Below are 24,684 nucleotides of genomic sequence, written 5' to 3'. Positions count from 1 at the left end.
ATGAAAGCTTTGGTCATGGGTGGATCTGGTACAATAGGTTCTGCAATTGTCGATCGTTTATTAACGGATGGGTATGAAGTCATCGTACACTATAATAAATCAAACATAGAAACTATAACAAAACGCTATGAACAGAAGTCAGTACAATTTGTAAAATGTGATTTAACTCAGTGTAATGACTTGGACAAAGCTTTTGCTTTCATAAAAAATTTGGATTGTTTAATTTATGCTAGTGGTTCAGCTTTATATGGACAACTACAGGATATGACAGACGAAATGATCGATTCGAGTTATCAAATACATGTGCGTCAATTTATAAGAACAAGTAGATATTTTGCAGATCAATTAAGACAAAGTACAAATGGTAGAATCATCGTTATCTCATCTATATGGGGTGAAACTGGCTCCAGCATGGAGACTGTTTATTCAGCTATGAAAGGTGCTCAAATTAGTTTTGTTAAAGCGCTTAGCCAAGAGTTAGCTATGACGAATGTCACGGTTAATGCTATCGCACCCGGGTTTGTCAGTGGTAACATGACTCAAGTTTGGACAGCAGATGAACTTAGCGAGATAACAAAAGAACTGCCACAACAAAGATTGATTGAACCTGAAGAGATTGCACATACATGTAGTTATTTATGCCACCCATTAGCTAAGAGTATTACTGGAACGATACAAAAAGTAAACGGAGCATGGTATTTATAAATTTTAATATTGTGTAAAAAAATAAGCCAACTATGAAACATTCAATGATATAATAACAATACAATAAATCACAGGATTTAAAAAAGTGATATTAATAGATGTTTCTTGAGCACCAATCTATTATAAAATAACCGTTGTTTTTAAACTAAGGGGTGTTTATTTCATGACAGTAGCTACTAAAAAAGAATGGTATTTAGAATATGAGATAACGTTGAACAGATCAGGTTTATTGGGCGATGTATCTAGTTTGTTAGGTATGATGGGCATCAATATTGTAACAATCAATGGTGTTGATGAAGGTCGTAGAGGTTTACTCATTAAGTCTGATAACTTAGAAAAAGTAAGTAGATTTGAAAATATTGTCACTGAAATTGATGATATTTCTATTACTAAATTACGTAAACCTGAACTTCGTGATCGATTGGCAGTGAGACATGGCAGGTACATAGAGCAAGATGCCGATGATAAAAAGACATTTCGTTTTGAAAGAGAAGACTTAGGTTTGCTCGTTGATTTTATGGCAGAATTATTTAAAGAAGAAGGTCATAAGCTAATAGGAATTAGGGGTATGCCTAGGGTAGGAAAGACAGAATCTATTGTTGCTGGCAGTGTCTGTGCGCATAAACGTTGGTTGTTCATCAGTTCTACATTAATCAAACAAACAGTGCGTAGCTCATTAATTAAAGGTGAGTACGATACTAATCATGTTTATATCATTGACGGAGCAGTAACAGCAAGAGAATCTAATGTAAAACACCAAGAATTAGTAAAAGAAGTTATGAGTTTGCCTTCAATCAAGGTGGTTGAACATCCTGACTTGTTTGTTGAAACAAGTGACTATGAGATGAGCGATTTCGATTATATTATTGAATTAAGAGAAAATAAGAACCAAGAAATTCATTACGAAGAAATGAAGAAACAAACTGTTAAAAGTAAAAACAACTTAGATTTTGGTAACGATGAATTTGGTGGCGGTTTTGGTTTCTTTGAATAAAAAAATGAGTAGTTATCAAGGAGGACTAACATCGTGAACACAGTTGGTCAAACTTTAAAGGGACGTCGAGAACGTTTAGGTATGACTTTAAATGAATTAGAAACACGCACACAGATAAAACGTCAAACTTTGACTTTGATAGAAAATAACGATTTTGAATCATTAAATAAGGTTGATTATGCAGAAGGTTTTATTAAAAAATATGCAAAAGCCGTTAATATTGATTCTGTACAGTTAATTAAAGCACATAGAGACGAAATTCCAAATAATGACGAAAGCATGCAAGAGACGATTGAAGCTTTTTCTAAAGAAAATAAGCCGACATATCGTAGTAAGAATAAAGAGCCGCTGCAAGTAGCTGTTATAGTAAGTGTTGTTATTATCATTTCAGCACTATTATGGATTTTAGCTGTTTTAGTATTATAATTGATTAATATATAGCAACGATTAAGTTATAAAAAAGAAAAGAGGACTTTTTATGAATATACCGAATTGGATAACTGTTTTTAGAGTTATACTAATTCCAATATTTCTTCTATTTGCACTGATAGATTTTGGATTTGGCAACATTTCATTTATCGGTGGTAATGAAATTAGAATTGAATTATTAATTAGTGGTGTTATTTTTATTATCGCGTCGTTAAGTGATTTTGTTGATGGCTATTTAGCAAGAAAATGGGAGCTTGTAACAAATATGGGGAAATTCTTGGACCCATTAGCTGATAAATTACTCGTTTCAAGTGCTTTAATCGCACTTGTGCAAATTGATTTAACAAATTCAATCGTTGCAATTATTATCATTGCACGTGAGTTCGCTGTAACAGGATTACGTTTATTACAAATTGAGCAAGGTTTTGTAAGTGCTGCAGGGCAATTAGGTAAGATTAAAACTGCTGTTACGATGGTTGCTATTGTTTGGATTCTCCTAGGTGATCCTTTAGCAACTTGGATTGGTTTTGAATTAGGACAAGTGCTGTTATACATCGGTGTATTCTTCACAGTGTTATCTGGAATTGAATACTTCTATAAAGGTAGAGATGTATTTAAAGCAAAATAATTGAGGTTAGTTCCAATACATTTACTACTCCCATACTTATCAATAAAATTAAGTACTATGATATAGCAAAACAGTCCAAAGCGATAAAATTTGGGCTGTTTTTATGTTATTTTATCAAATAACAAAAAAATTGATTTGTTAAGATTTACGGAGCTTTTAAAAAGACATAAAAATCTAATCTTTAGTTTTTTAAGGAATTAAGATTTATAATTAAGTTTATCGTAAAACATTTTTCCGCTCGCTTTTAAGTGAGTAAAAAGTATAGACTAAAGTGAATTATGTAACTTAGTGTTGAGGAGGAGAAGTTGTGAAGATATCTATCATTGCGGTGGGCTCAGAATTATTGTTGGGGCAAATAGCTAATACCAATGGTCAATATTTATCAAAATTGCTAAATGGTGTAGGTCACAGTGTGGTAGAGCATACTGTAATCGGTGATAATCCAGAACGATTAGAAAGAGTCATAAAAGCATCATTTAATCATTATGATACTGTTATACTAACAGGTGGCTTAGGCCCAACTAAAGATGACTTAACGAAACATACGGTTGCTAAGGTATTAGGTCGAGAATTAGTAATTGATAAACATGCTTTGAATTACATTGAACAATTCTTCGAAGAACAGAATATTGAAATGACTCCAAATAACCGCCAACAAGCGTTAGTTATAGAAGGTTCACATGTATTAGAAAATAAAGTCGGTATGGCGCCAGGTATGTTAGTAGATCAAGATGAAAGACGTATTGTATTGTTACCAGGGCCACCAAGAGAAATGCAACCTATGGCTAAAAACGAACTTTTGCCATTCTTTTTCAATGGTGAAAGTACTATATTCTCAGAATTATTGCGTTTTGCAGGCATCGGCGAATCTAAAGTAGAAACAGTATTAATGGATTTAATAGATGGACAAACAAATCCTACGATTGCGCCATTGGCTGGAACGCACGAAGTTAATATTAGATTAACGGCAAATGGAGATACGCAACGTGAATGCGAGCAACTCATCGCTCCTATTAAAGCAGAAATTTTATCACGTATTGGTGAATATTATTATGGTTCTGATGATATATTACTGGAACAATCTTTGATGGATCAAATACACCAATCATTTGCTATATATGATGCTGTTACAGATGGAGAATTATATTCCAGACTGCAGAATTTTAATACATCACAATTGCTTCAAGGAATGTTACCACATCATACACAATTTATAGATGAACGTGATACAATTGAAACTCAACTTTCTGTCTCTGCCAATATCGTTAAAGCTTTGTATCAAACAGAAGTTGGTATTTCAATAATGAAGCATAAGGATAAAATTTATTTAGGCATTTTAGAAAATGAGAGACTTGGAATTCAGTCCTTTAAAATGACGCAAAGAAGAAATTCAATAAAAAGCAGAACTCAAAATTTTGTACTAATACGATTACTAAATTGGTTTAAATAAGCATTTAAAGTCTACAAAAATTTAAAAATATAGTACGTGTGTTCTGTTTTCGTTGTAACTTCCGTCTATATAAGCGAACAAATATTCGCAAAACGCTTGCAGAATTATTTAAATCAAGGTATAGTAGGATTAAGATATTTTACAGAGATTAATCTCAATTAGGAGGTCCAACATTGGATAACGATCGTCAAAAAGCTTTAGATACAGTAATTAAAAATATGGAAAAATCATTTGGTAAAGGCGCAGTTATGAAATTAGGCGATAATAAAGCCCAAAGAGTGTCTAGCGTTTCAAGTGGTTCAGTTACTTTGGATAATGCGTTAGGTGTAGGTGGCTACCCTAAAGGAAGAATTATAGAAATATATGGGCCAGAAAGTTCTGGTAAAACTACAGTGGCATTACATGCTATTGCAGAAGTACAAAAAAATGGTGGGATTGCGGCGTTTATTGATGCTGAACATGCGTTAGATCCTGTTTATGCAGAAGCTTTAGGTGTAGATATTCAAAATCTATATTTATCTCAACCTGACCATGGGGAACAAGGATTGGAAATTGCCGAAGCATTCGTTAGAAGTGGTGCTGTTGACATCGTAGTTGTTGACTCCGTTGCTGCGTTAACTCCAAAAGCTGAAATTGAAGGTGAAATGGGAGATACACATGTTGGTTTACAAGCGCGTTTAATGTCACAAGCATTGCGTAAACTTTCAGGCGCTATTTCTAAATCAAAAACAACAGCAGTATTTATTAACCAAATTCGCGAAAAAGTAGGCGTGATGTTCGGTAATCCTGAAGTAACACCGGGTGGACGTGCATTGAAATTCTATAGTTCTGTACGTTTAGAAGTACGTCGTGCTGAACAATTAAAACAAGGCCAAGATATTGTTGGTAATAGAACGAAAATTAAAGTTGTTAAAAATAAAGTAGCACCGCCATTCAGAGTTGCAGAAGTGGATATGATGTATGGTAAAGGTATCTCTAAAGAAGGAGAACTTATTGACTTAGGTGTTGAAAATGAAATTGTAGATAAATCAGGTGCTTGGTATTCATACAATGGAGATCGTATGGGACAAGGTAAAGAAAATGTTAAATTATATCTGAAAGAAAACCCTGAAATCAAAGAAGATATTAATCGTAGATTGCGTGAAGCTCTAGGCATTATCGATGGTGATGTTAAAGAAGACGAAAGTGAAAAACAAACTACGCTTCTTGAAGATGAATAGTGTTATCTAAAATTAATTAAATATTTACTATAAAATAAGCGTATATGTAAAAATATGCGCTTATTTTTTTACATCAATATAAGAATTTTAAAATATAATATAACAAATATTTTGCTATATGAGCTTTATAATATAAGTGACAACAATAATTATAGTGGAAATAGTGTAAAAGAGGAGACTCAAATATTGAATTAATGTGTCAGAAACCTTGACACTTCTTAGTTTAAAACCGTACAATTACATTGTATGATTCTTATATAACTTGATATAATCATATTGAAATTGATATACAGAGCAAAATCCTAGATAAAAAGGGGGTGTTTGTGTGAGTTTATTAGACCTCCTACTCATTTTGCTAGGTATTATTCTCGGAGTTGTTGTAGGGTACATTGTAGCCCGTAATCTATTGCATCAAAAGCAATTACAAGCAAGACAAACTGCAGAAGATATTATTGAACAAGGTAATAAAGAAGCAGAGAATACTAAGAAGGAAAAGCTCCTAGAAGCTAAAGAAGAAAACCAAATCTTAAAAGAACAAAGTGAAAACGAACTGCGTGAAAGACGTGGTGATCTTCAAAAGCAAGAAGCTCGACTTCTGCAAAAAGAAGAAAACTTAGAGCGAAAATCTGATTTATTAGATAAAAAAGATGAGATTTTAGAGCAAAAAGAGTCTAAACTTGAAGAACGACAACAACAAGTAGATGCAAAAGAGAGTAGTGTTCAAACATTAATAAATAAGCATGAACAAGAATTAGAACGCATCTCTGGTCTCTCTCAAGAAGAAGCAGCACAAGAGCAACTTCAAAGAGTTGAAGATGAATTGTCACAAGATATTGCAATACTTGTTAAGGAAAAAGAGAAAGAAGCAAAAGAAGCAGTCGATAAAAATGCAAAAGAATTGTTAGCAACTACTGTTCAAAGATTAGCAGCAGAACATACTTCTGAATCTACAGTATCAGTTGTTAATTTACCAAACGACGAAATGAAAGGTCGAATCATTGGTAGAGAAGGAAGAAATATCCGTACGTTAGAAACATTAACGGGTATTGACTTAATTATAGATGATACGCCAGAAGCGGTTATCCTCTCTGGTTTTGACCCAATCAGACGTGAAATTGCAAGAACTGCATTAGTAAATCTTGTTTCAGATGGACGCATCCATCCTGGACGAATAGAAGATATGGTAGACAAAGCTCGTAAAGAAGTAGACGATATTATTCGAGATGCAGGGGAACAAGCTACATTTGAAATAAATGTGCATAATATGCATCCAGATTTAGTTAAAATCTTAGGTCGTTTACAATATCGTACAAGCTATGGACAAAATGTATTGAAACATTCTATCGAAGTTGCACACTTAAGTGGTATGTTAGCGGCTGAATTAGGTGAAGATGTTACATTAGCTAAACGTGCTGGTCTACTTCATGATGTTGGTAAAGCAATCGATCATGAAGTTGAAGGTAGCCATGTTGAAATAGGTGTAGAATTAGCAAAAAAATATGCTGAAAATGAAACAGTAATTAACGCAATTCATTCCCACCATGGTGATGTTGAACCAACTTCAATTATTTCTATATTGGTAGCAGCAGCAGATGCATTATCAGCTGCGAGACCAGGTGCTCGTAAAGAGACTTTAGAAAATTATATTAGAAGATTGGAAAGATTAGAAACACTATCTGAAAATTATGATGGTGTCGAAAAAGCGTTTGCAATTCAAGCAGGTAGAGAAATTCGAGTTATTGTATCACCAGATACTATCGACGACTTAAAATCACATCGCTTAGCAAGAGATATAAAAAGCCAAATTGAAGACGAACTTCAATATCCTGGTCATATAAAAGTGACAGTTGTTCGTGAGACTAGAGCAATTGAATATGCAAAATAAATGTTAGTCATTAAATGTCTAACTAGAGACTGCCAACAAAGTCATAGGACTTGTTGGCAGTTTTTTGATGATTCGTATCATTTACTGTTTTATGATGTTATTTAAATAGTAAAAGAACTTCAAAGTCTCAAATAACAAAAAAGAGCCTTTAACTATAAAGTTAAAAGACTCCTTATCGATATATTGAAGTAAACCTCATTATACTAAGCAATTTATATGTTTATTTGTTTAATTCCAAATCTGCAACTTTAACTTCTTTGATAATTTCAGCTGTGTCATAGCAATTTGTAGCGATATTTGCATATCTTTCTGCTAAACGGTAAGCATTGATATATAGCTCTAGACTATCTTTTGCTATATCTTCTGCATCTTCACTTTTTGATGGGTTTGCTGTAACAACTAGATCAGCAAAATGTTGTGGATCGATATTAATTGACATGTATTACTTCCAACTCCTATATTGTGGATTAAAATAATTACTATAATGAGTTATACCCCCATTACAAAATATAAAACTTAAAAATTAAAGGAATATTTACTAAAGAGCCTTTTCAATGTAAATCATTTACATTAAACTAGCATTAAGAGAGGATGAACAAGTAAATGAGAATATTATTTATTGGAGATATCGTAGGTAAAGTAGGTAGAGAAGCAATTAACACGTACTTGCCTAAGCTTAAACAAACGCATCGTCCTACAGTTACAATCGTAAATGCGGAAAATGCCGCACATGGTAAAGGATTAACTGAAAAGATATATAAAGAATTATTAAGAGAAGGCGTAGATTTCATGACTATGGGGAACCATACATACGGACAACGTCAAATTTATGATTTTATAGAAAGTGCTAAGCGTATGGTTCGACCAGCAAATTTTCCAGATGAAGCGCCAGGTGTAGGTATGCGCATTATTCAAATCAACGATCTTAAATTGGCGATTATCAACCTACAAGGTCGTGCATTTATGCAAGACATAGATGATCCATTCAAAAAAGCAGATGAATTAATTGCTGAAGCACAAAAAGAGACAGATTATATATTTGTAGATTTTCATGCGGAAACAACTTCTGAAAAAAATGCAATGGGTTGGTATTTAGATAATAGAGTGAGTGCTGTAGTAGGTACACATACACATATTCAAACTTCTGATGAAAGAATATTGCCAGGTGGTACAGGTTATATTACAGATGTAGGTATGACTGGATTTTACGATGGTATACTTGGAATCAATAGAGGAGAAGTTATCACACGCTTTATTACTAGCTTACCACAAAGACATGTAGTGCCGGATGAAGGACGTAGTGTCTTGTCTGGTGTTATAATAGATATTAATAAAGATGGTAAAGCAACGCATATTGAACGCGTACTTATCAACGATGATCATCCATTTTAATTATCGTCCGTTAGTATGAATTTTAAAATAAACCACTCTTTACATAGTAATAGGGTGGTTTATTTTGATATGATTGATTATGAATTATTATAACCATTAGGAGGCAAGATGGTATGAAATCACAAGTATCATGGAAAGTTGGCGGCCAGCAAGGTGAAGGTATTGAATCAACGGGGGAAATCTTTGCTACTGCGATGAACCGTAAAGGATACTATTTATATGGATATCGTCATTTTTCAAGTAGAATAATGGGCGGACATACGAATAATAAAATAAGAGTTTCAACATCACCTGTACATGCGATAAGTGATGATTTAGATATATTAATCGCTTTTGATCAAGAAACAATAGAAGTTAACCATCATGAAATGAGAACAGATAGTATTATTATTGCAGACAGCAAGGCAAAACCAGAAAAACCTGAAGGTTGTCGTGCGCAACTTATAGTTTTACCATTTACGGCAACAGCAAAAGAATTAGGCACTGCCTTAATGAAAAACATGGTTGCTATTGGTGCTACATGTGCAGTAATGAAATTAGATATTTCAGCTTTTGAAACGCTTATTACTAATATGTTTACTAGAAAAGGCGAGAAAGTTGTCGAAATGAATATAGAAGCATTAAATGAAGGTTATCGTTTAATGATGGAGCAACTTAATGATGTTGAAGGTGACTTTGTTTTAGAAGAAACAGATGGAACACCACATCTATATATGATTGGTAATGATGCAATCGGCTTAGGCGCTTTATCAGCTGGATCAAGATTTATGGCGGCATATCCTATTACGCCTGCTTCAGAAATTATGGAGTATATGATTGATAATCTACCAAAAGTAGGCGGCACAGTTGTACAAACTGAAGATGAAATTGCTGCGGCAAACATGGCTATTGGATCAAATTATGCTGGCGTACGTGCTTTTACAGCTAGTGCTGGACCTGGACTTTCATTAATGATGGAAGCGATTGGTCTATCGGGTATGACAGAAACACCATTTGTAGTGGTTAATACTCAACGTGGCGGGCCTTCTACAGGATTGCCTACCAAGCAAGAACAATCTGATTTAATGCAGATGATTTACGGTACACATGGGGATATCCCTAAAATCGTAGTTGCACCTACAGATGCAGCAGATGCATTTTATCTAACAATTGAAGCATTTAATTTAGCAGAAATGTATCAGTGCCCAGTGATTATTTTAAGTGATTTACAATTGTCATTAGGCAAACAAACTGTTGAAAAATTAGATTATAACAAAATAGAAATTAACCGTGGCGAAACAATCCAATCTGATATAGAACGAGAAGAAGATGACAAAGCGTATTTCAAACGTTATGCATTGACTGAAAGTGGCGTATCACCTAGACCGATTCCAGGTGTTAAAGGCGGTATACACCATGTAACAGGTGTAGAGCATAACGAAGAAGGTAAGACGAGTGAAGCGGCTGATAATAGACAACAACAAATGGATAAACGTATGCGTAAAACTGAGCATTTACTGATTAAAGACCCAGTAGAGGCAGATGAACAACATGATGAAGCAGACATCTTATATTTAGGTTTCATTTCTACTAAGGGCGCAATTCAAGAAGGTAAAGATAGACTAGAAGCGCAAGGCTTAAAAGTAAATCATTTACAAATTAGACAATTGCATCCTTTTCCTAAAGAAACACTACAAAAATCCATTGATAAAGCATCAAAAGTTGTCGTAGTTGAACACAATTACCAAGGACAACTTGCAAGCATCTTGAAAATGAATGTTACATTAGGTGATAAATTAGTGAACCAAACAAAATACGATGGTACGCCATTCTTGCCACATGAAATTGAAACAAAAGGACTTGAGATTGCCAAAGATTTAAAGGAGCTGGTATAAATGGCAACGTTTAAAGATTTTAGAAATAATGTTAAGCCCAATTGGTGCCCAGGTTGTGGAGATTTTTCAGTCCAAGCAGCGATTCAAAAAGCAGCAGCCAATATTGGCTTGGAACCTGAAGAAGTAGCAATCATTACTGGTATCGGCTGTTCAGGTCGTTTATCTGGCTATGTGAATTCTTATGGTGTACATGGTATACATGGTCGTTCATTACCATTAGCACAAGGCGTGAAAATGGCGAACAAAGACTTGACTGTTATTGCTTCCGGAGGAGATGGTGACGGTTATGCAATAGGTATGGGCCATACCGTTCATGCATTGCGTAGAAATATGAACATGACATATATTGTAATGGATAACCAAATTTATGGACTGACTAAAGGTCAAACATCACCTTCATCAGCGCCAGGTTTTGTTACAAAATCAACACCAAAAGGAAATATCGAGCAAAATGTTAAACCATTAGAGCTCGCGTTATCTTCTGGGGCAACATTTGTAGCACAAGGTTTCTCAAGTGATATAAAAGGACTTACAAAAATGCTTGAAGATGCTATTAACCACGACGGTTTTTCATTTGTGAACGTCTTTTCACCATGTGTCACATATAATAAAGTGAATACTTATGATTGGTTTAAAGAAAACCTTACAAGCATTGAAGATATAGAAGGTTTTGATGTTACAGATAAAAGTAAAGCAACACAAAAAGTTTTAGAGTATGATTCGCTAATTAAAGGCATTGTTTATCAAGATACTGAAACACCTTCATATGAATCTCAAATTGAAGAAATGGAAGATACGCCATTAGCTAAAAGAGATATTCATATTGATGAAACGCAATTCAATGAATTAACAAAACAATTTGTTTAAATTGGAAGTATAGATAATACTAATATAGTAAAAATAATTAAATGATAGCATATAAGCTGATTACATACGGAGTTGGATTGAGACACATTCAACACCGTATAGTATCAGCTTTTTTAGTAAATGAAGGAATAACATATTCTGATTTATAGTATTATAGAAACTAAATAGGGCTTTATACTTTGGAGGGAATACCATGATAGACCAATTTAATTCAATGACTGAACTTATGTTACATACAAGTGAAGGTGAAGATTGGGAAATTCATACGCGGCAAACAGCTCAGCCAATGATTATTACGGCAGTCCATGGTGGGGCGATTGAACGTGGAACAACTGAACTTGCTCAATCTATAAGCGAACGCGGTAACTATGATTTTTATACTTTTAAAGGGGTACGCCACAATAAAAATCACGAACTACATGTGACATCAAGACATTTCGATGAGCCCAAACTTTTACAAATGATCAATGACAATAGACATGCGATTTCTGTTCACGGTTGTATGGGTGATAAACCAGAAGTATATATTGGTGGAAGAGATCAAGCACTGATAAATTATATTAAACAATATTTATCTGAAATTAATATCATCGTTAAAGATGCGCCAGCTCATATTTCTGGACTTCACGATGATAATTTTGTTAATTGTTGTCAACACAAAGCTGGCGTTCAGCTAGAAATAACTGCGCGTCTAAGAAAAAAATTCTTTATTAACAAAAGATATAATCTTTATGATAGGGAAAATCGAGATAATTGGTCTCCATTAATGACTAATTTTACGCAAGCAATTGTTGACGCTGTAAACCATTATCAACATGAGCCCAATTAACCATTTATGATGTCATTCTAACCAACATTATAATTAATATTTGCAAAACAAAACATAATAAGATATTATAGATATATGATATCGATAATAGGAAGTTGATAAACAAATGAAATGTTCTAAGGCAACAGATTATGCATTACACGCTTTATTATTTATGATAAAAAGTAACGGTGATTCAAAAAGAATACCAGTACAAGACTTAGCAGCTGCATTGAAAGTTTCTACTACTTATTTATCTAAAATTTTAACACGACTTGTAAAAGCTGGGATAATTTCAGCAAATAGTGGTGCTAAAGGCGGCTATCAATTAAAAAATGGATGGCAAGAGGTTTCAATATATGAAATTATTGTAACTATTGATGGCAAACAAAGCTTACTAGAAGATAGTTTTAACCATGGTGAAGGTTGTTCTATTAAACAAATCATGGATGAAGCGGAACGTAGTTTAATAAATAATTTAGAACAAAAAAAATTAAAGGACTTAGCTTAATACTAAGTCCTTATATTATTCAATTAATTATAGATATTAAGAATCTTTAAAAGGTGTAAAGGAGTGGAGTAAATGGATTATGAAATCATAGTTATTGGTGGCGGTCCTGCTGGCTTAAGCGCAGCATTGAATTTTGGAAGAGGTATGATGCATACATTGGTTATTGATGAGGATAAACCACGAAATCGAGTGACATCAGAATCACATGGTTATTTAACGCAAGATGGTATTTCACCAACTGAATTCAAACAAAAAGCAAAACAAGATATTGCTAAATACAAAGATGTATCATTTTTAGCAGAACGTGTTTTAGATATTAAGGAAAACGATGACGGATTTGAAGTTTTTACCCCAGGACAATCATTTACAGCAAGACAAGTGTTACTCGCAACAGGTTTAAGAGAACGAGGACCAGACATACCTAGTTTCAATGAATTTTATGGACAATCAATATTTTATTGTCCGTGGTGTGATGGCTATGAAATGCGTCACCGTAAATTGGCTATCATTTATACAGTTGAGAGGATGGCACATATGGTTAAATTATTAAGTAACTTTTCAAAAGATCTTATCGTTTTTACAAATGGTGAAAGTGTTACAACCGAAGATAAAGCATGGCTTAAAGCTAAAAACATTGATATATATACCGATTTCATTGCTGATTTAAATGGTGAAAATGGTCAATTGACTCATATTACATTAGCAAATGATGAAAAAGTTGAAGTTGAAGGTGGATTTAGCCAAATGCAATGGGATACTCATTTTGATTTCTTGAAAAATTTGAGTTTAGAGCGTGATGAAAATGAAAAATTTGAAGTCAATGCATTTGGTGAAACTTCAATTAAGCATTTTTATATTGCAGGAGAAACGAAAGATAATTTCGCTGGCCAAATTATAGATGCAGCGGCCAATGGCGGTATGGTTGCTAAAATGATAATGATGACACAAATCAATGAAGATTTTTAAAATATATCTTATGAGATAAATGATTAACGCTTTATATCTATGCCTTGAACATCTTATTTGATAGACTAAAAGATAAATAAAACAGATAAGGGGCTGAAGTGATATGCATGATACGTTAATGAGTGTCCAAATTATTCCGAAAACTGCTAATGGTGAAGATGTTATACCTTATGTTGATGAAGCGATAAAAATAATTGATGATTCTGGTTTGGCTTATAGAGTTGGACCACTAGAAACGACAGTACAAGGTGAGATGAATGAATGTTTGATCTTGATTCAAAAGTTAAATGAGCGTATGGTCGAATTGGAGATACCGAGTACGATTAGTCAGGTTAAGTTTTATCATGTTCCTGAAGGTATTACAATCGAGACACTTACTGGAAAATATGACGAAATTTAAAAAAATATATAATAAAGAAAAGCGATTCAACATATCAAGATGTTGAATCGTTTTTGCTTATTGGGAAAGACTTTTGCACTTTGGGGCTAAATTTAATATAATGAAGTAATGATTATGGATAAAGTTATAGAACTTTGAACGACTAGGTTGAAATACCAAAATATAAAACATATTTTAAAACATGTGTTCATAGTTTATATGATATAGAAAGGATTTTGTAGAGTGAATGAAGAGCAAAGAAAAAGTACTTCTATAGATATTTTAGCCGAACGAGATAAGAAGACTAAAGATTATAGCAAGTATTTTGAGCATGTCTATCAACCACCAAGTTTAAAGGAAGCACGTAAACGTGGTAAAGAAGAAGTGAACTATAACCGTGATTTCCACATAGATGAAAAATTCCGCAATATGGGTCAAGGGAAGACCTTCTTAATTAAAACATATGGTTGTCAAATGAACGCGCATGATACAGAAGTCATGGCTGGTATTTTAGGCGCTTTAGGTTATACTGCTACAGAAGATATTAATCATGCTGATGTGATTTTAATTAACACATGTGCAATACGTGAAAATGCAGAGAGTAAAGTGTTTAGTGAAATTGGTAATTTAAAACACTTAAAACGAGAAAAGCCAGAAACAGTTATCGGTGTATGTGGTTGTATGTCACAAGAAGAATCAGTTGTTAACAAAATTCTTAAATCATACCAGAACGTTGATATTATTTTCGGAACACATAATATTCATCGTTTACCAGAAATTTTAGAAGAAGCTTATTTATCAAAAGCGATGGTAGTAGAAGTATGGTCAAAAGAAGGAGACGTTATTGAAAACCTTCCTAAAGTAAGAAAAGGTAATATTAAAGCTTGGGTAAATATTATGTATGGCTGTGATAAATTCTGTACATATTGTATTGTGCCTTTTACAAGAGGTAAAGAGCGTAGTAGACGTCCAGAAGATATCATTGCTGAAGTGAGAGATTTAGCACGCCAAGGTTATCAAGAAATTACGTTGCTGGGTCAAAACGTTAATGCTTATGGTAAAGATATAGAGGGCTTAGAATATGGTTTGGGTGATTTATTAGAAGATATTACACAAATTGATATACCAAGAGTGAGATTTACTACAAGTCATCCTTGGGACTTTACGGATCGTATGATTGAAGTTATTGCGAACGGGGGCAATATTGTACCTCACGTACATTTACCAGTTCAATCAGGTAACAACGCAGTATTAAAAATTATGGGACGTAAATATACACGTGAAAGCTATTTAGATTTAGTAAATAGAATTAAAATGAAGATACCTAACGTGGCATTGACTACAGATATTATCGTAGGTTATCCAAATGAAACTGAAGCACAATTTGAAGAAACTTTAACATTGTATGACGAAGTTGAATTTGAACATGCATATACTTATATTTATTCACAAAGAGATGGTACACCAGCAGCGAAGATGAAAGATAATGTGCCTTTAGAAGTGAAGAAAGATAGATTACAACAATTAAATAAAAAAGTGGCTTATTATTCAGAACAAGCTATGAAGCAATATGAAGGCAAAGTAATCCAAGTATTGTGTGAAGGTTCCAGTAAGAAGGATAATGCTGTGTTAGCGGGTTATACTTCTAAAAATAAACTTGTTAACTTCAAAGCGCCTAAAGAAATGATAGGCAGAATTGTTGATGTACAAGTTGACGAAGCGAAGCAATTTTCATTAAACGGTACATTTTTACGTGCGAGTGAAAAAGCAGTGGTGACTCAATAATGTATGAAAAAGATGACATATTAGCTGAAGCAAATCGCATTAGTGAACGAATCAAATCATTGGATACAGTTAAAGATTATCACACTGTTGAACAACAAATTCATTACAATAAAAATATTGAACAACGCATGAAAGATTTAAAAAAAACACAAAAGCAATCCGTAAATTTACAAAATTACGGTAAAACAGAAGCTTTAAAACAATCTGAAGGTAAAATACAAGGTATTGAGCAAGATATTAATGTTCTACCGATAGTGGAAGAATTCAGAGAATCGCAAACTGAAGCCAACGATTTATTACAAATGATGATAAGTACAATGTCTGATCGTTTGAATCAACATGAGCAAAATGAGGACTAGCAAGTAATGTACTTTCAGGAAAGGAATGAACCGAATGAAGTCAATTAAGACGAAAAGGTTAACGTTAACCGCAATATTCATCGCTATCAATGTAGTGTTGAGTAGTATTATTGTCATTCCGTTAGGCCCGATTAAAGCAGCACCTATTCAACATTTAATTAATGTACTATGTGCCGTGTTTGTTGGCCCTTGGTTTGGACTAGCTCAAGCATTTATTTCTTCTGTATTACGTATGATTTTTGGTACTGGTAGCTTCTTCGCCTTTCCTGGAAGTATGGTAGGTGTACTACTCGCAAGTGGTTTTTACCATTACCGTAAGCATATCTTTATGGCTGCGGTAGGGGAAGTGATAGGGACAGGTATTATTGGTAGTATAGTTTGTATTCCATTAGCCTGGATACTTGGCTTTTCTAACTTTGCTATTAAACCGTTAATGTTAGCATTTATCGTTTCAAGCATTATTGGTGCTATCATCAGTTATATATTATTAATGATATTGAAAAGAAAAGGTATATTAAAACGCTTCTTATAAGCTATATAAGATTTACGAAACGAGATTAAGACTCAAATAATTAATCATGAAGTTTTTGGATGGATAACGAAACAAGTTATGACATGCTAATATTCTTGATTACTTATAGAGACTTGGTCTCGTTTTTATGAATAAAGACTTATGACTACTTTACTTTTACAATCTTGATAACATTAAAGGTATTTTATGTTTTATAATTTTTTAAGCGGTATTGTTTTGGAGTTAGTCCAATAGAACGTTTGAAAACTTTAATAAAGTAGCTTTGATCTGAAAAGCTGAGCTGATGAGCTATTTCAGAAATGGATAAACTTGAGTTATCTAGCCATAATTTAGCTTCTTCTAGTTTTTTCTCTGTAATATAGGCACTTATCGTAATACCAACTTCTTTCTTGAATAAATGAGATAAATATTTTGAACTTAAATTTACATGCTTTGCTAATATATCTAAAGTTAAAAGTTGATATAAATGGTTATAAATATATTGTTGCACTAAATTAATGGGCTGTGAATATTTATCACTATTTAATTTTTTTACTTGATTAGCAAATTCTATAAATATATATTCTACTGATTTTAATAAGTCAATTTCCTTTTCTACCTCTATCTTTTGGATGAGTATATCACTCATTGAGTAAGCTACTTCATAGTGTAATCCACCTTCGATTGCTGATCTACTCGCTATGGCTACTGCAGAAATAGCTAAATTTTTATCATTACGAGTAAGATTATCAGGCATAACTACCCCAACTTTTTCTAAATCAATTGTATTTTTAAAAATATTTTTTATACTATCAATATCTCCTTGTTTTATATATTCATTAAATTTATTTTCTAATAAAATATCATGATGTAATTGTTCATTAAGACGTTTAATTGAAAGCTCGAAATCAATATCATTTTCTAAGATTAACGTATTAAGTGATTGTTCTTTAATAGTTAATGGAGATAGTTGTTTGTTAAATAACAGAAAATAAACTAGTTGTCCCATACTAATGAGGTCATTTTTTTTATAGATAGGGATGGAGTTAAAATAAATTCTTAAATTCTTTTTTAAATAAAGTGGCACTTTATAACGCTTTATATAATCATAAAAAAGACTGTTAGTCACTTCTTCTAACACACAAGGCCCTATAGTTAAGTCAAAGTATGTTGTTCGTAAACATAAAAAACATTCTATATCATTAAGTGATCTGATGAAGGGTATTTCAAAAATAGATTCATTTTCAGTAAATAGTTCTTGATAAAGTCCATCTGTGGGAAGAAAAGGGTTTTCCCGATTTACAAACTTAAATTCTTTAATAGTGATATTTGCCTTGCTTATTGAAATATTCATACCAGTATTTTCTTGTAGCATTTTACAAATATAATCAAGTTCATCTTTTTTTCATATTTCATAAAGCTTCCTCCCTTATTGATAGAAAATATACTATTTTTATGGAAAAAGTGCAATTAAATCTTTTGGGAAAAGAATAGAATAAGTGATATAAGAAAAGATTTATTTATTACGCTGTTTGTAAATAAAAGGAGTGACGCTACTGTGGATATAGTAAGAAAAAAATTAAGTGAAGATAAAAAAGAAAATGCTATAAATAGTATGAAGTTATTAACTAAACTTCCTGGCCCTGTATTAGAATATTTGATTAGATTCAATCTTAAAACTTTTAGAAAAGCTATGGAAAATCAAGATCAAAAACTATTAAATTACAGTCAACCAATTTATAAAGAAACGTATAAAATTTACGGTTGGAAAAATTTAATTTCATTAAATATATATCGAAGTGATAGTAACGCGGATGGCAAGAAACCGCTACTTTATTTTATTCATGGTGGTGCATTTATTGGTGGTTCTTCCTATGTAAATGATAATTTCATGAGAGCACTTGCTGACAGAACAGGTTACGTTATTGCGAGTGTAGATTATACCTTATCACCTGAAGCTAAATATCCAGAAGGGTTAAACGATTGCTATAAGGGCTTAAACTATTTATTGAAATACGCGAGTGATTTTGATATTGATACAACTCAAATTAGCATAGCCGGGGATAGTGCAGGTGGTAATTTAGCAGCGGCATTAATATTAAAATTAGCAAAAGAACAGATTAAAATCCAAAACCAAATTTTATATTATCCTTTGACAGATTTAGTTTCTTTAGACAAACCCAGCTATAAACAACAAGGTGCAGCTTTTCAAGGGATGAAAAAACTAATTTTCGTATGTCAGCGTTTATATTTAAAGAACAAAAAGGACAAACACTTACCTTATGTATCACCATTAAGAGCAAATATACCAACTGAAATGCCTAATACTTTAATTATGGTAGCTGAAAATGATGGGCTAAAAAGTGATGGTATAGAATACGCTGAGTTATTAGAAAAATCTGGGCATAAAGTATCATGCCTATTATATGAAAATGCTTATCACGCATTCATAAATGATCTTGGATATTCACCTGAAGCTGATGATGCACTTGAAGAAACTATTCATTTTATTACAAACTAAACAAGAAAATTTTGACAAGTAAAAAATTCATTTGGAGCGACACAAATTTCGTAATACTTATTTTAAGGGAGAAATGTCTTATGAAAAACAATGAAATAATTAAAAATTTATCGTTAGAAGAAAAAATTAAAATTGTAACTGGCCATGCATTTTGGTATACGTATGACCTAGAAGATAAAGGATTAAATGCACTACTACTAACTGATGGTCCTTCTGGGGTAAGAAAGCAAGAAGAGGGAGCTGATGCTTTAGGCTTAAATCAAAGCATAAAAACTATTAGTTTTCCAAGTTTAGCACTAATTGCTAGTTCATTTGATAAAAATTTGCTACGTCAATATGGTGAATATTTAGGACAAATAGCAAAAAGTGAAAAAGTTAATGTGTTGTTAGGTCCTGGTATAAATATTAAAAGAAACCCTTTGGCTGGTAGGAATTTTGAATACATGTCTGAAGATCCTTTAGTAGCTGGTAAGCTTGCAACAGCTTATATTAATGGTTTACAGTCTCAGGGTATTGGATCAAGTGTAAAACACTTTGCCGCTAATAATAGAGAGAATCAACGATTTACCAATTCTTCTAATATAGATGAACGAACACTGAGAGAAATTTATCTTAGTGCATTTGAAACAGTTGTAAAATATGCTCAACCAGCTACGATTATGAGTTCTTATAATGCTATTAACCATGTTCCTGTTTCTGAGAATAAATGGCTACTTACAGATGTGCTGAGAAATGAATGGGGATATCAAGGTGTCGTTGTCTCTGACTGGTCGGCGATAAAACATCGTTCCAATTCATTAAAAGCAGGGCTGAATTTAGAAATGCCTGGTAAGGGACAAAGCACATTGACTGAAGTAACAAATGCTGTAAAAAATGGCGAATTGGACGAGCATATACTAGATATCTCAGTGGATCGTGTTTTAACGTTAATTAAACAACATCAAATCAAAGATGAAGCGCAGTCTTATGACAAAGCGAGTTACCATGATTTCTCAAGAGTACTAGCAAGTAAAAGTATTATTTTATTAAAAAATGAAAACAATAACCTACCAATAAATTCATCATCATTAGGCTTGATTGGTGAACTTGCAGCTAAACCAAGAATTCAAGGTGGCGGTTCTTCTAAAGTTAATCCATATAACATTGTAACGCCATTGGAAGCTTTTAATAAACATCAAGTTGAATATGCTCAGGGTTATTACATTAGTAATCATGAAGTAGATCAAAAGCTTCAACAAGAAGCAGTAAAAGTAGCGCAACAAAACGACCAAGTAATATTATTTTTAGGCTATCCTGAAAGTTATGAAACTGAAGGATTCGATAAAAATGCTTTAGCATTACCAGACAATCAATTAACATTATTAGATGTAGTAACGAGAGAGAATCAAAATGTAACTGTTGTTTTACAAAATGGTGGGACAGTACTTATGCCTTGGGCACATAAAGTGAAATCTATTGTTGAAACCTATTTATCAGGTGAAGCAGTAGGAGAAGCAATCAAAGATGTCTTAACTGGTAAACAAAATCCAGCAGGTAAATTAACAGAAACTGTTCCAAAACGACTTGAAGACGTTCCCTCGTATTTAACATTTAATCAAAGTAAAGCAGAAGAAGATTACAGAGAAGGCATATATGTAGGTTATAGATATTACGATACAAAACATATCAAAACGCAATTTCCATTTGGCCATGGTTTAAGTTATACAACCTTTGAGTATTCTAATATCAAAATTGCTCCTCAAGAAAATAGCTTGAAAATTAATCTGGATATCAAAAATACTGGGAAAATATTTGGGGAAGAAGTTATACAAGTTTATATTGGAAATCGTGCAAGTGATATAGATATGCCACTCAAAGAACTTAGAGATTTTGAACGTATTGCTTTAGATGCAAACGAATCAAAAATAATTACGTTTGATATACCTTATAAAGCTTTGCGCTGGTTTAATAATAATACGAGACAATGGCAAATAGATGATGGAGAGTACGTAGTATATGTAGGTTCTTCAGTTGAAGATATCAGATTAGAGCAATCAATTACTTTAGATATAACTAATCAAACAAAATCGTATTGGATTCATGAAGATACTTATGTATATGAATTAGTGTTAAGAAAAAATGAAATCAAACAATCACTGAAACAATATCAATTAGACGAACTCATAGGTAAGGTAACAGAAGATCCAGAACTTGCGCCACTTTTTGAAAATTTACCATTACGTTCACTTATAATGCTCGATATGGATATAGCGACAGTACATGACTTTATCAATGCCGCAAATGAAGAATTAAAGCATAAATAATTATATGTAAATTGATTATTATTAGGATTTGTAGTATAAATACAAAACCCCTCACTGTGCCAGTAGTGAGGGGTTTTGTTCGTGTGACTTTATCATTACATTTGCATAGACAATATACATATAATATATACGCATCAATATAGTTTGAATACTTAAAATTAAGGTTTTTCTAAAAACGCTTATAAAAGCGTTTGATAATAATTAAGCTTTAACGCTATGATTGAATAAATAGGCGTAATATCTAAAGTTATGTTAAAATTTAAGAGTTAAATTAACTAATTAAGTTAAAGAAAATTAAATGGATAGCGATAACATAAATGCTAATTTTTACTAAATAGATAAATGTAAAAACATTGATACAATGCAACTTACATATTCAAAATTAAGTATAATCCAAATTGATAATTTAAAAGTAAGAAACTAATAGAAGGATTGTGAAATATCAAAATGACTAACCAAACTCCTATGATGCAACAGTATTTAAAAATAAAATCACAATATCAAGATTGTCTATTATTTTTTAGATTGGGCGATTTTTATGAAATGTTTTTTGATGATGCGAAAGAGGCGTCAAGAGTATTAGAAATCACTTTGACGAAAAGGGATGCCAAAAAAACGAACCCAATACCGATGTGTGGTGTACCTTATCATGCAGCAGATGGCTATATTGAAACATTGATTAGCAATGGATATAAAGTAGCTATATGTGAACAAATGGAAGATCCAAGACAGACTAAAGGTATGGTTCGTCGTGAAGTTGTTAGAATTGTTACTCCTGGAACGGTAATGGATAAAGGTGGCGTTGATGAAAAACAAAACAACTATATATTGAGTTTTGTGAAAGATAGTGCCGCTTATGCATTAAGTTATTGTGATGTTTCAACTGGAGAGTTGAAAGTTACACATTTCGAAGATGAAGCGACGCTAATGAATGAAATTACAACTATTAATCCTAATGAAATCGTCGTAAACGAGAATATTGGTGATGATTTAAAACGACAAATCAGTTTAACAACTGAAACGATAACGGTATTATCGGAAATTTCAGATGCACAATATAATGTAAATACTATGAAAGAACACAACTTGTTTAATGCGACACAATTGTTGTTAGATTATATATATCACACACAGAAAAGAGATTTATCCCATATTGAAGCAGTTGTTAAATATGAAGCGGTAGACTTTATGAAAATGGATTTTTACGCTAAACGAAATTTAGAATTAACAGAAAGTATTCGTTTAAAAACTAAAAAAGGAACATTGCTCTGGTTAATGGATGAGACTAAGACGCCAATGGGTGCCAGACGATTAAAACAGTGGATTGATAGACCACTTATCCATAAAGCACATATAGAATCTCGTTTAGATACAGTAGAACAGTTTCTTAATCATTTCATCGAAAGAGATACATTAAGAAATCATTTGAATCAAGTTTATGATATTGAACGCTTAGTAGGCCGTGTAAGTTATGGTAACGTCAATGCACGTGATTTAATTCAGTTGAAACATTCTATTTCAGAAATCCCAAATATTAAAAATCTACTTAATGATTTTGATGAACAGATGACTGCACAATTTAAAGCGCTAGAGCCTTTAGAAGAATTACTTGGCTTACTAGAAGAAAGTTTAAAAGAAGAACCACCAATCTCTGTAAAAGAAGGTGGCCTTTTTAAAACTGGTTTTAATAGTGAGTTAGACGAGTATTTAGAGGCATCTAAAAATGGAAAGTCATGGCTAGCTGAATTACAGGCAAAAGAACGCCAACGTACTGGCATTAAATCGTTAAAGATTAGTTTTAATAAAGTGTTTGGTTACTTTATTGAAATTACTAGAGCGAACTTACAAGGTTTCGACCCAACAGCATTTGGATATCATCGTAAGCAAACATTATCTAATGCAGAACGTTTTATCACAGATGAATTGAAAGAAAAAGAAGACATTATTCTTGGTGCTGAAGATAAAGCAATCGACTTAGAATATCAATTGTTTGTTCAACTAAGAGAAAAAATTAAAACCTATACAGAACGTTTACAAAAACAAGCAAAAGTTATATCAGAACTTGATTGTTTACAAAGTTTTGCAGAAATTGCACAAAAATATAACTATGCACGTCCAACTTTTAGCGAAGACAAAACACTACAATTAACCAATTCGCGTCATCCGGTTGTCGAACGCGTGATGGACCATAATGATTATGTGCCAAATGATTGTGAATTAGATCAAGATACATTTGTCTATTTAATAACTGGGCCTAATATGTCTGGTAAATCCACATATATGCGCCAAGTAGCCATAATTAGTATCATGGCTCAAATGGGAGCATACGTCCCTTGTGAATCGGCAACGCTCCCAGTCTTTGACCAGATATTTACAAGAATAGGCGCCGCAGATGATCTTGTATCAGGTAAAAGTACATTTATGGTTGAAATGTTAGAAGCGCAGAAAGCACTCGCACATGCGACAGAAAATAGTTTGATTATTTTTGATGAAATTGGAAGAGGTACTTCGACCTACGATGGATTAGCACTTGCACAATCAATGATAGAATATGTTGCGAATACGTCTCATGCTAAAACACTATTTTCTACGCATTATCATGAGTTAACAACTTTAGATCAGTCTTTATCTTGTTTGAAAAATGTGCATGTAGCAGCAAACGAATACAAAGGTGAACTTATCTTCTTGCATAAGGTTAAAGATGGCGCAGTAGATGATAGTTATGGTATTCAAGTAGCTAAATTAGCACATCTACCTGACGAAGTAATTTCACGTGCGCAAGTCATATTAGATGCGTTTGAACAGACTGACAAACAAGAAAACCAAGTCGTAGTTAACAAACTTGAAGTAGACTCAAGTATTCAAGATGCACAATACTCAAATGTAGTAGAACCAGTTGCAACATATCCTGAGCAATCGGAATATGCAAAACAGGATGATAAAAAAAATCAATTTGAACAAACAGCATTTGAACTATTTGATGCGCCGGTCGAGCAATCTGAAATAGAAAATGAAATTAAGACGTTGAATTTATCTAATATGACACCGATAGAAGCATTAATTAAATTAAGTGAATTACAAAAACAATTGAAATAGA

General features: G+C 32.8%; 22 protein-coding genes. 20 read left to right on the top strand and 2 right to left on the bottom strand.

Annotated features, from left to right (window positions below):
- The 7 genes from ymfI (at position 1) to rny (ending at position 7,311) form a co-directional block, all read left to right on the top strand.
- The gene (gene ymfI / locus PYW44_RS07850; RefSeq protein ID WP_021338752.1) at positions 1-705 is read left to right on the top strand and encodes an elongation factor P 5-aminopentanone reductase; all 705 of its coding nucleotides are present in this window, start codon (positions 1-3) and stop codon (positions 703-705) included.
- 163 nt (positions 706-868) lie between these two features.
- Positions 869-1,699 (top strand): YmfK family protein, encoded by an 831-nt coding sequence (locus tag PYW44_RS07845; protein ID WP_021338753.1) that lies wholly within the window; start codon positions 869-871, stop codon positions 1,697-1,699.
- A 33-nt stretch (positions 1,700-1,732) separates the two neighbouring features.
- Complete coding sequence (locus PYW44_RS07840; RefSeq protein ID WP_002507830.1) at positions 1,733-2,125, top strand: helix-turn-helix domain-containing protein; 393 nt, start codon at positions 1,733-1,735, stop codon at positions 2,123-2,125.
- 52 nt (positions 2,126-2,177) lie between these two features.
- Positions 2,178-2,756: a CDP-diacylglycerol--glycerol-3-phosphate 3-phosphatidyltransferase gene (gene pgsA, locus PYW44_RS07835; protein WP_002507829.1), complete on the top strand. Its 579-nt coding sequence runs from the start codon at positions 2,178-2,180 to the stop codon at positions 2,754-2,756.
- 307 nt (positions 2,757-3,063) lie between these two features.
- On the top strand, positions 3,064-4,206 hold the full coding sequence (locus PYW44_RS07830) for a CinA family nicotinamide mononucleotide deamidase-related protein (RefSeq protein WP_021338754.1): 1,143 nt from the start codon (positions 3,064-3,066) through the stop codon (positions 4,204-4,206).
- Between the two features lie 173 nt (positions 4,207-4,379).
- Positions 4,380-5,426 carry a recombinase RecA gene (gene recA / locus PYW44_RS07825; RefSeq protein ID WP_021338755.1) on the top strand — a complete coding sequence of 349 codons (1,047 nt, stop codon included), beginning with the start codon at positions 4,380-4,382 and terminating at the stop codon, positions 5,424-5,426.
- A gap of 325 nt (positions 5,427-5,751) precedes the next feature.
- Entirely contained in the window at positions 5,752-7,311 is a 1,560-nt protein-coding gene (gene rny, locus PYW44_RS07820; RefSeq protein WP_021338756.1) for a ribonuclease Y, read from the top strand.
- A 220-nt stretch (positions 7,312-7,531) separates the two neighbouring features.
- Here rny and PYW44_RS07815 read toward each other — a convergent pair whose 3' ends face one another.
- Complete coding sequence (locus PYW44_RS07815) at positions 7,532-7,750, bottom strand: hypothetical protein (RefSeq protein WP_002507825.1); 219 nt, start codon at positions 7,748-7,750, stop codon at positions 7,532-7,534.
- Between the two features lie 164 nt (positions 7,751-7,914).
- Between PYW44_RS07815 and PYW44_RS07810 the strand changes: the two genes are divergently transcribed.
- The 10 genes from PYW44_RS07810 to thiW all read left to right on the top strand — a co-directional run bounded on the left by PYW44_RS07810 (position 7,915) and on the right by thiW (position 16,784).
- Positions 7,915-8,703 (top strand): TIGR00282 family metallophosphoesterase, encoded by a 789-nt coding sequence (locus tag PYW44_RS07810; protein WP_002507824.1) that lies wholly within the window; start codon positions 7,915-7,917, stop codon positions 8,701-8,703.
- Between the two features lie 113 nt (positions 8,704-8,816).
- On the top strand, positions 8,817-10,577 hold the full coding sequence (locus PYW44_RS07805; protein WP_021338757.1) for a 2-oxoacid:acceptor oxidoreductase subunit alpha: 1,761 nt from the start codon (positions 8,817-8,819) through the stop codon (positions 10,575-10,577).
- Positions 10,578-11,444: a 2-oxoacid:ferredoxin oxidoreductase subunit beta gene (locus PYW44_RS07800; protein ID WP_021338758.1), complete on the top strand. Its 867-nt coding sequence runs from the start codon at positions 10,578-10,580 to the stop codon at positions 11,442-11,444.
- Between the two features lie 193 nt (positions 11,445-11,637).
- Positions 11,638-12,273 (top strand): poly-gamma-glutamate hydrolase family protein, encoded by a 636-nt coding sequence (locus tag PYW44_RS07795; RefSeq protein WP_021338759.1) that lies wholly within the window; start codon positions 11,638-11,640, stop codon positions 12,271-12,273.
- Positions 12,274-12,379: 106 nt separating this feature from the next.
- Positions 12,380-12,763: an RrF2 family transcriptional regulator gene (locus PYW44_RS07790; RefSeq protein WP_046465286.1), complete on the top strand. Its 384-nt coding sequence runs from the start codon at positions 12,380-12,382 to the stop codon at positions 12,761-12,763.
- A 72-nt stretch (positions 12,764-12,835) separates the two neighbouring features.
- On the top strand, positions 12,836-13,729 hold the full coding sequence (locus PYW44_RS07785; RefSeq protein ID WP_021338761.1) for an NAD(P)/FAD-dependent oxidoreductase: 894 nt from the start codon (positions 12,836-12,838) through the stop codon (positions 13,727-13,729).
- Between the two features lie 103 nt (positions 13,730-13,832).
- Positions 13,833-14,129 (top strand): thiamine-binding protein, encoded by a 297-nt coding sequence (locus tag PYW44_RS07780; protein WP_002507818.1) that lies wholly within the window; start codon positions 13,833-13,835, stop codon positions 14,127-14,129.
- A 222-nt stretch (positions 14,130-14,351) separates the two neighbouring features.
- Positions 14,352-15,893: a tRNA (N6-isopentenyl adenosine(37)-C2)-methylthiotransferase MiaB gene (gene miaB / locus PYW44_RS07775; RefSeq protein WP_021338762.1), complete on the top strand. Its 1,542-nt coding sequence runs from the start codon at positions 14,352-14,354 to the stop codon at positions 15,891-15,893.
- Entirely contained in the window at positions 15,893-16,252 is a 360-nt protein-coding gene (locus tag PYW44_RS07770; RefSeq protein WP_002507816.1) for a YlbF/YmcA family competence regulator, read from the top strand. Before miaB ends, PYW44_RS07770 begins: the two co-directional genes overlap by 1 nt.
- Positions 16,253-16,286: 34 nt before the next feature.
- A complete protein-coding gene (thiW, locus tag PYW44_RS07765) occupies positions 16,287-16,784 on the top strand; it encodes an energy coupling factor transporter S component ThiW (RefSeq protein ID WP_002507815.1) in 498 nt (165 codons plus the stop codon).
- Between the two features lie 184 nt (positions 16,785-16,968).
- On the opposite strand, the gene PYW44_RS07760 is transcribed toward thiW, so the two are convergent.
- Positions 16,969-18,138 carry a helix-turn-helix domain-containing protein gene (locus PYW44_RS07760; protein ID WP_064782955.1) on the bottom strand — a complete coding sequence of 390 codons (1,170 nt, stop codon included), beginning with the start codon at positions 18,136-18,138 and terminating at the stop codon, positions 16,969-16,971.
- Positions 18,139-18,321: 183 nt separating this feature from the next.
- On the opposite strand from PYW44_RS07760, the gene PYW44_RS07755 reads away from it, so the two are divergent.
- The 3 genes from PYW44_RS07755 to mutS all read left to right on the top strand — a co-directional run bounded on the left by PYW44_RS07755 (position 18,322) and on the right by mutS (position 24,683).
- Entirely contained in the window at positions 18,322-19,284 is a 963-nt protein-coding gene (locus tag PYW44_RS07755) for an alpha/beta hydrolase (RefSeq protein WP_021338764.1), read from the top strand.
- Positions 19,285-19,364: 80 nt separating this feature from the next.
- Complete coding sequence (locus tag PYW44_RS07750) at positions 19,365-21,587, top strand: beta-glucosidase (RefSeq protein WP_021338765.1); 2,223 nt, start codon at positions 19,365-19,367, stop codon at positions 21,585-21,587.
- A gap of 447 nt (positions 21,588-22,034) precedes the next feature.
- The gene (mutS, locus tag PYW44_RS07745; protein WP_069828211.1) at positions 22,035-24,683 is read left to right on the top strand and encodes a DNA mismatch repair protein MutS; all 2,649 of its coding nucleotides are present in this window, start codon (positions 22,035-22,037) and stop codon (positions 24,681-24,683) included.
- The last annotated feature ends 1 nt before the right edge of the window (position 24,684 follow it).

The sequence above is a fragment of the Staphylococcus equorum genome (genome assembly GCF_029024965.1).
GTDB classification, from domain to species: domain Bacteria; phylum Bacillota; class Bacilli; order Staphylococcales; family Staphylococcaceae; genus Staphylococcus; species Staphylococcus equorum.
The sequence above is the reverse complement of the archived record's forward strand: the minus strand, read 5'-3'. Positions and strand labels throughout refer to the sequence as shown.

Excerpts from the sequence above, each read along its gene's own strand:
- PYW44_RS07810 (WP_002507824.1), top strand. The coding sequence starts at position 7,915 with ATGAGAATATTATTTATTGGAGATATCGTAGGTAAAGTAGGTAGAGAA.
- PYW44_RS07750 (WP_021338765.1), top strand. The coding sequence starts at position 19,365 with ATGAAAAACAATGAAATAATTAAAAATTTATCGTTAGAAGAAAAAATT.
- PYW44_RS07760 (WP_064782955.1), bottom strand. The coding sequence starts at position 18,138 with ATGCTACAAGAAAATACTGGTATGAATATTTCAATAAGCAAGGCAAAT.
- ymfI (WP_021338752.1), top strand. The coding sequence starts at position 1 with ATGAAAGCTTTGGTCATGGGTGGATCTGGTACAATAGGTTCTGCAATT.
- PYW44_RS07805 (WP_021338757.1), top strand. The coding sequence starts at position 8,817 with ATGAAATCACAAGTATCATGGAAAGTTGGCGGCCAGCAAGGTGAAGGT.
- mutS (WP_069828211.1), top strand. The coding sequence starts at position 22,035 with ATGACTAACCAAACTCCTATGATGCAACAGTATTTAAAAATAAAATCA.
- PYW44_RS07815 (WP_002507825.1), bottom strand. The coding sequence starts at position 7,750 with ATGTCAATTAATATCGATCCACAACATTTTGCTGATCTAGTTGTTACA.
- PYW44_RS07795 (WP_021338759.1), top strand. The coding sequence starts at position 11,638 with ATGATAGACCAATTTAATTCAATGACTGAACTTATGTTACATACAAGT.
- PYW44_RS07790 (WP_046465286.1), top strand. The coding sequence starts at position 12,380 with ATGAAATGTTCTAAGGCAACAGATTATGCATTACACGCTTTATTATTT.
- PYW44_RS07845 (WP_021338753.1), top strand. The coding sequence starts at position 869 with ATGACAGTAGCTACTAAAAAAGAATGGTATTTAGAATATGAGATAACG.
- PYW44_RS07770 (WP_002507816.1), top strand. The coding sequence starts at position 15,893 with ATGTATGAAAAAGATGACATATTAGCTGAAGCAAATCGCATTAGTGAA.
- thiW (WP_002507815.1), top strand. The coding sequence starts at position 16,287 with ATGAAGTCAATTAAGACGAAAAGGTTAACGTTAACCGCAATATTCATC.
- PYW44_RS07800 (WP_021338758.1), top strand. The coding sequence starts at position 10,578 with ATGGCAACGTTTAAAGATTTTAGAAATAATGTTAAGCCCAATTGGTGC.
- PYW44_RS07785 (WP_021338761.1), top strand. The coding sequence starts at position 12,836 with ATGGATTATGAAATCATAGTTATTGGTGGCGGTCCTGCTGGCTTAAGC.
- pgsA (WP_002507829.1), top strand. The coding sequence starts at position 2,178 with ATGAATATACCGAATTGGATAACTGTTTTTAGAGTTATACTAATTCCA.
- PYW44_RS07780 (WP_002507818.1), top strand. The coding sequence starts at position 13,833 with ATGCATGATACGTTAATGAGTGTCCAAATTATTCCGAAAACTGCTAAT.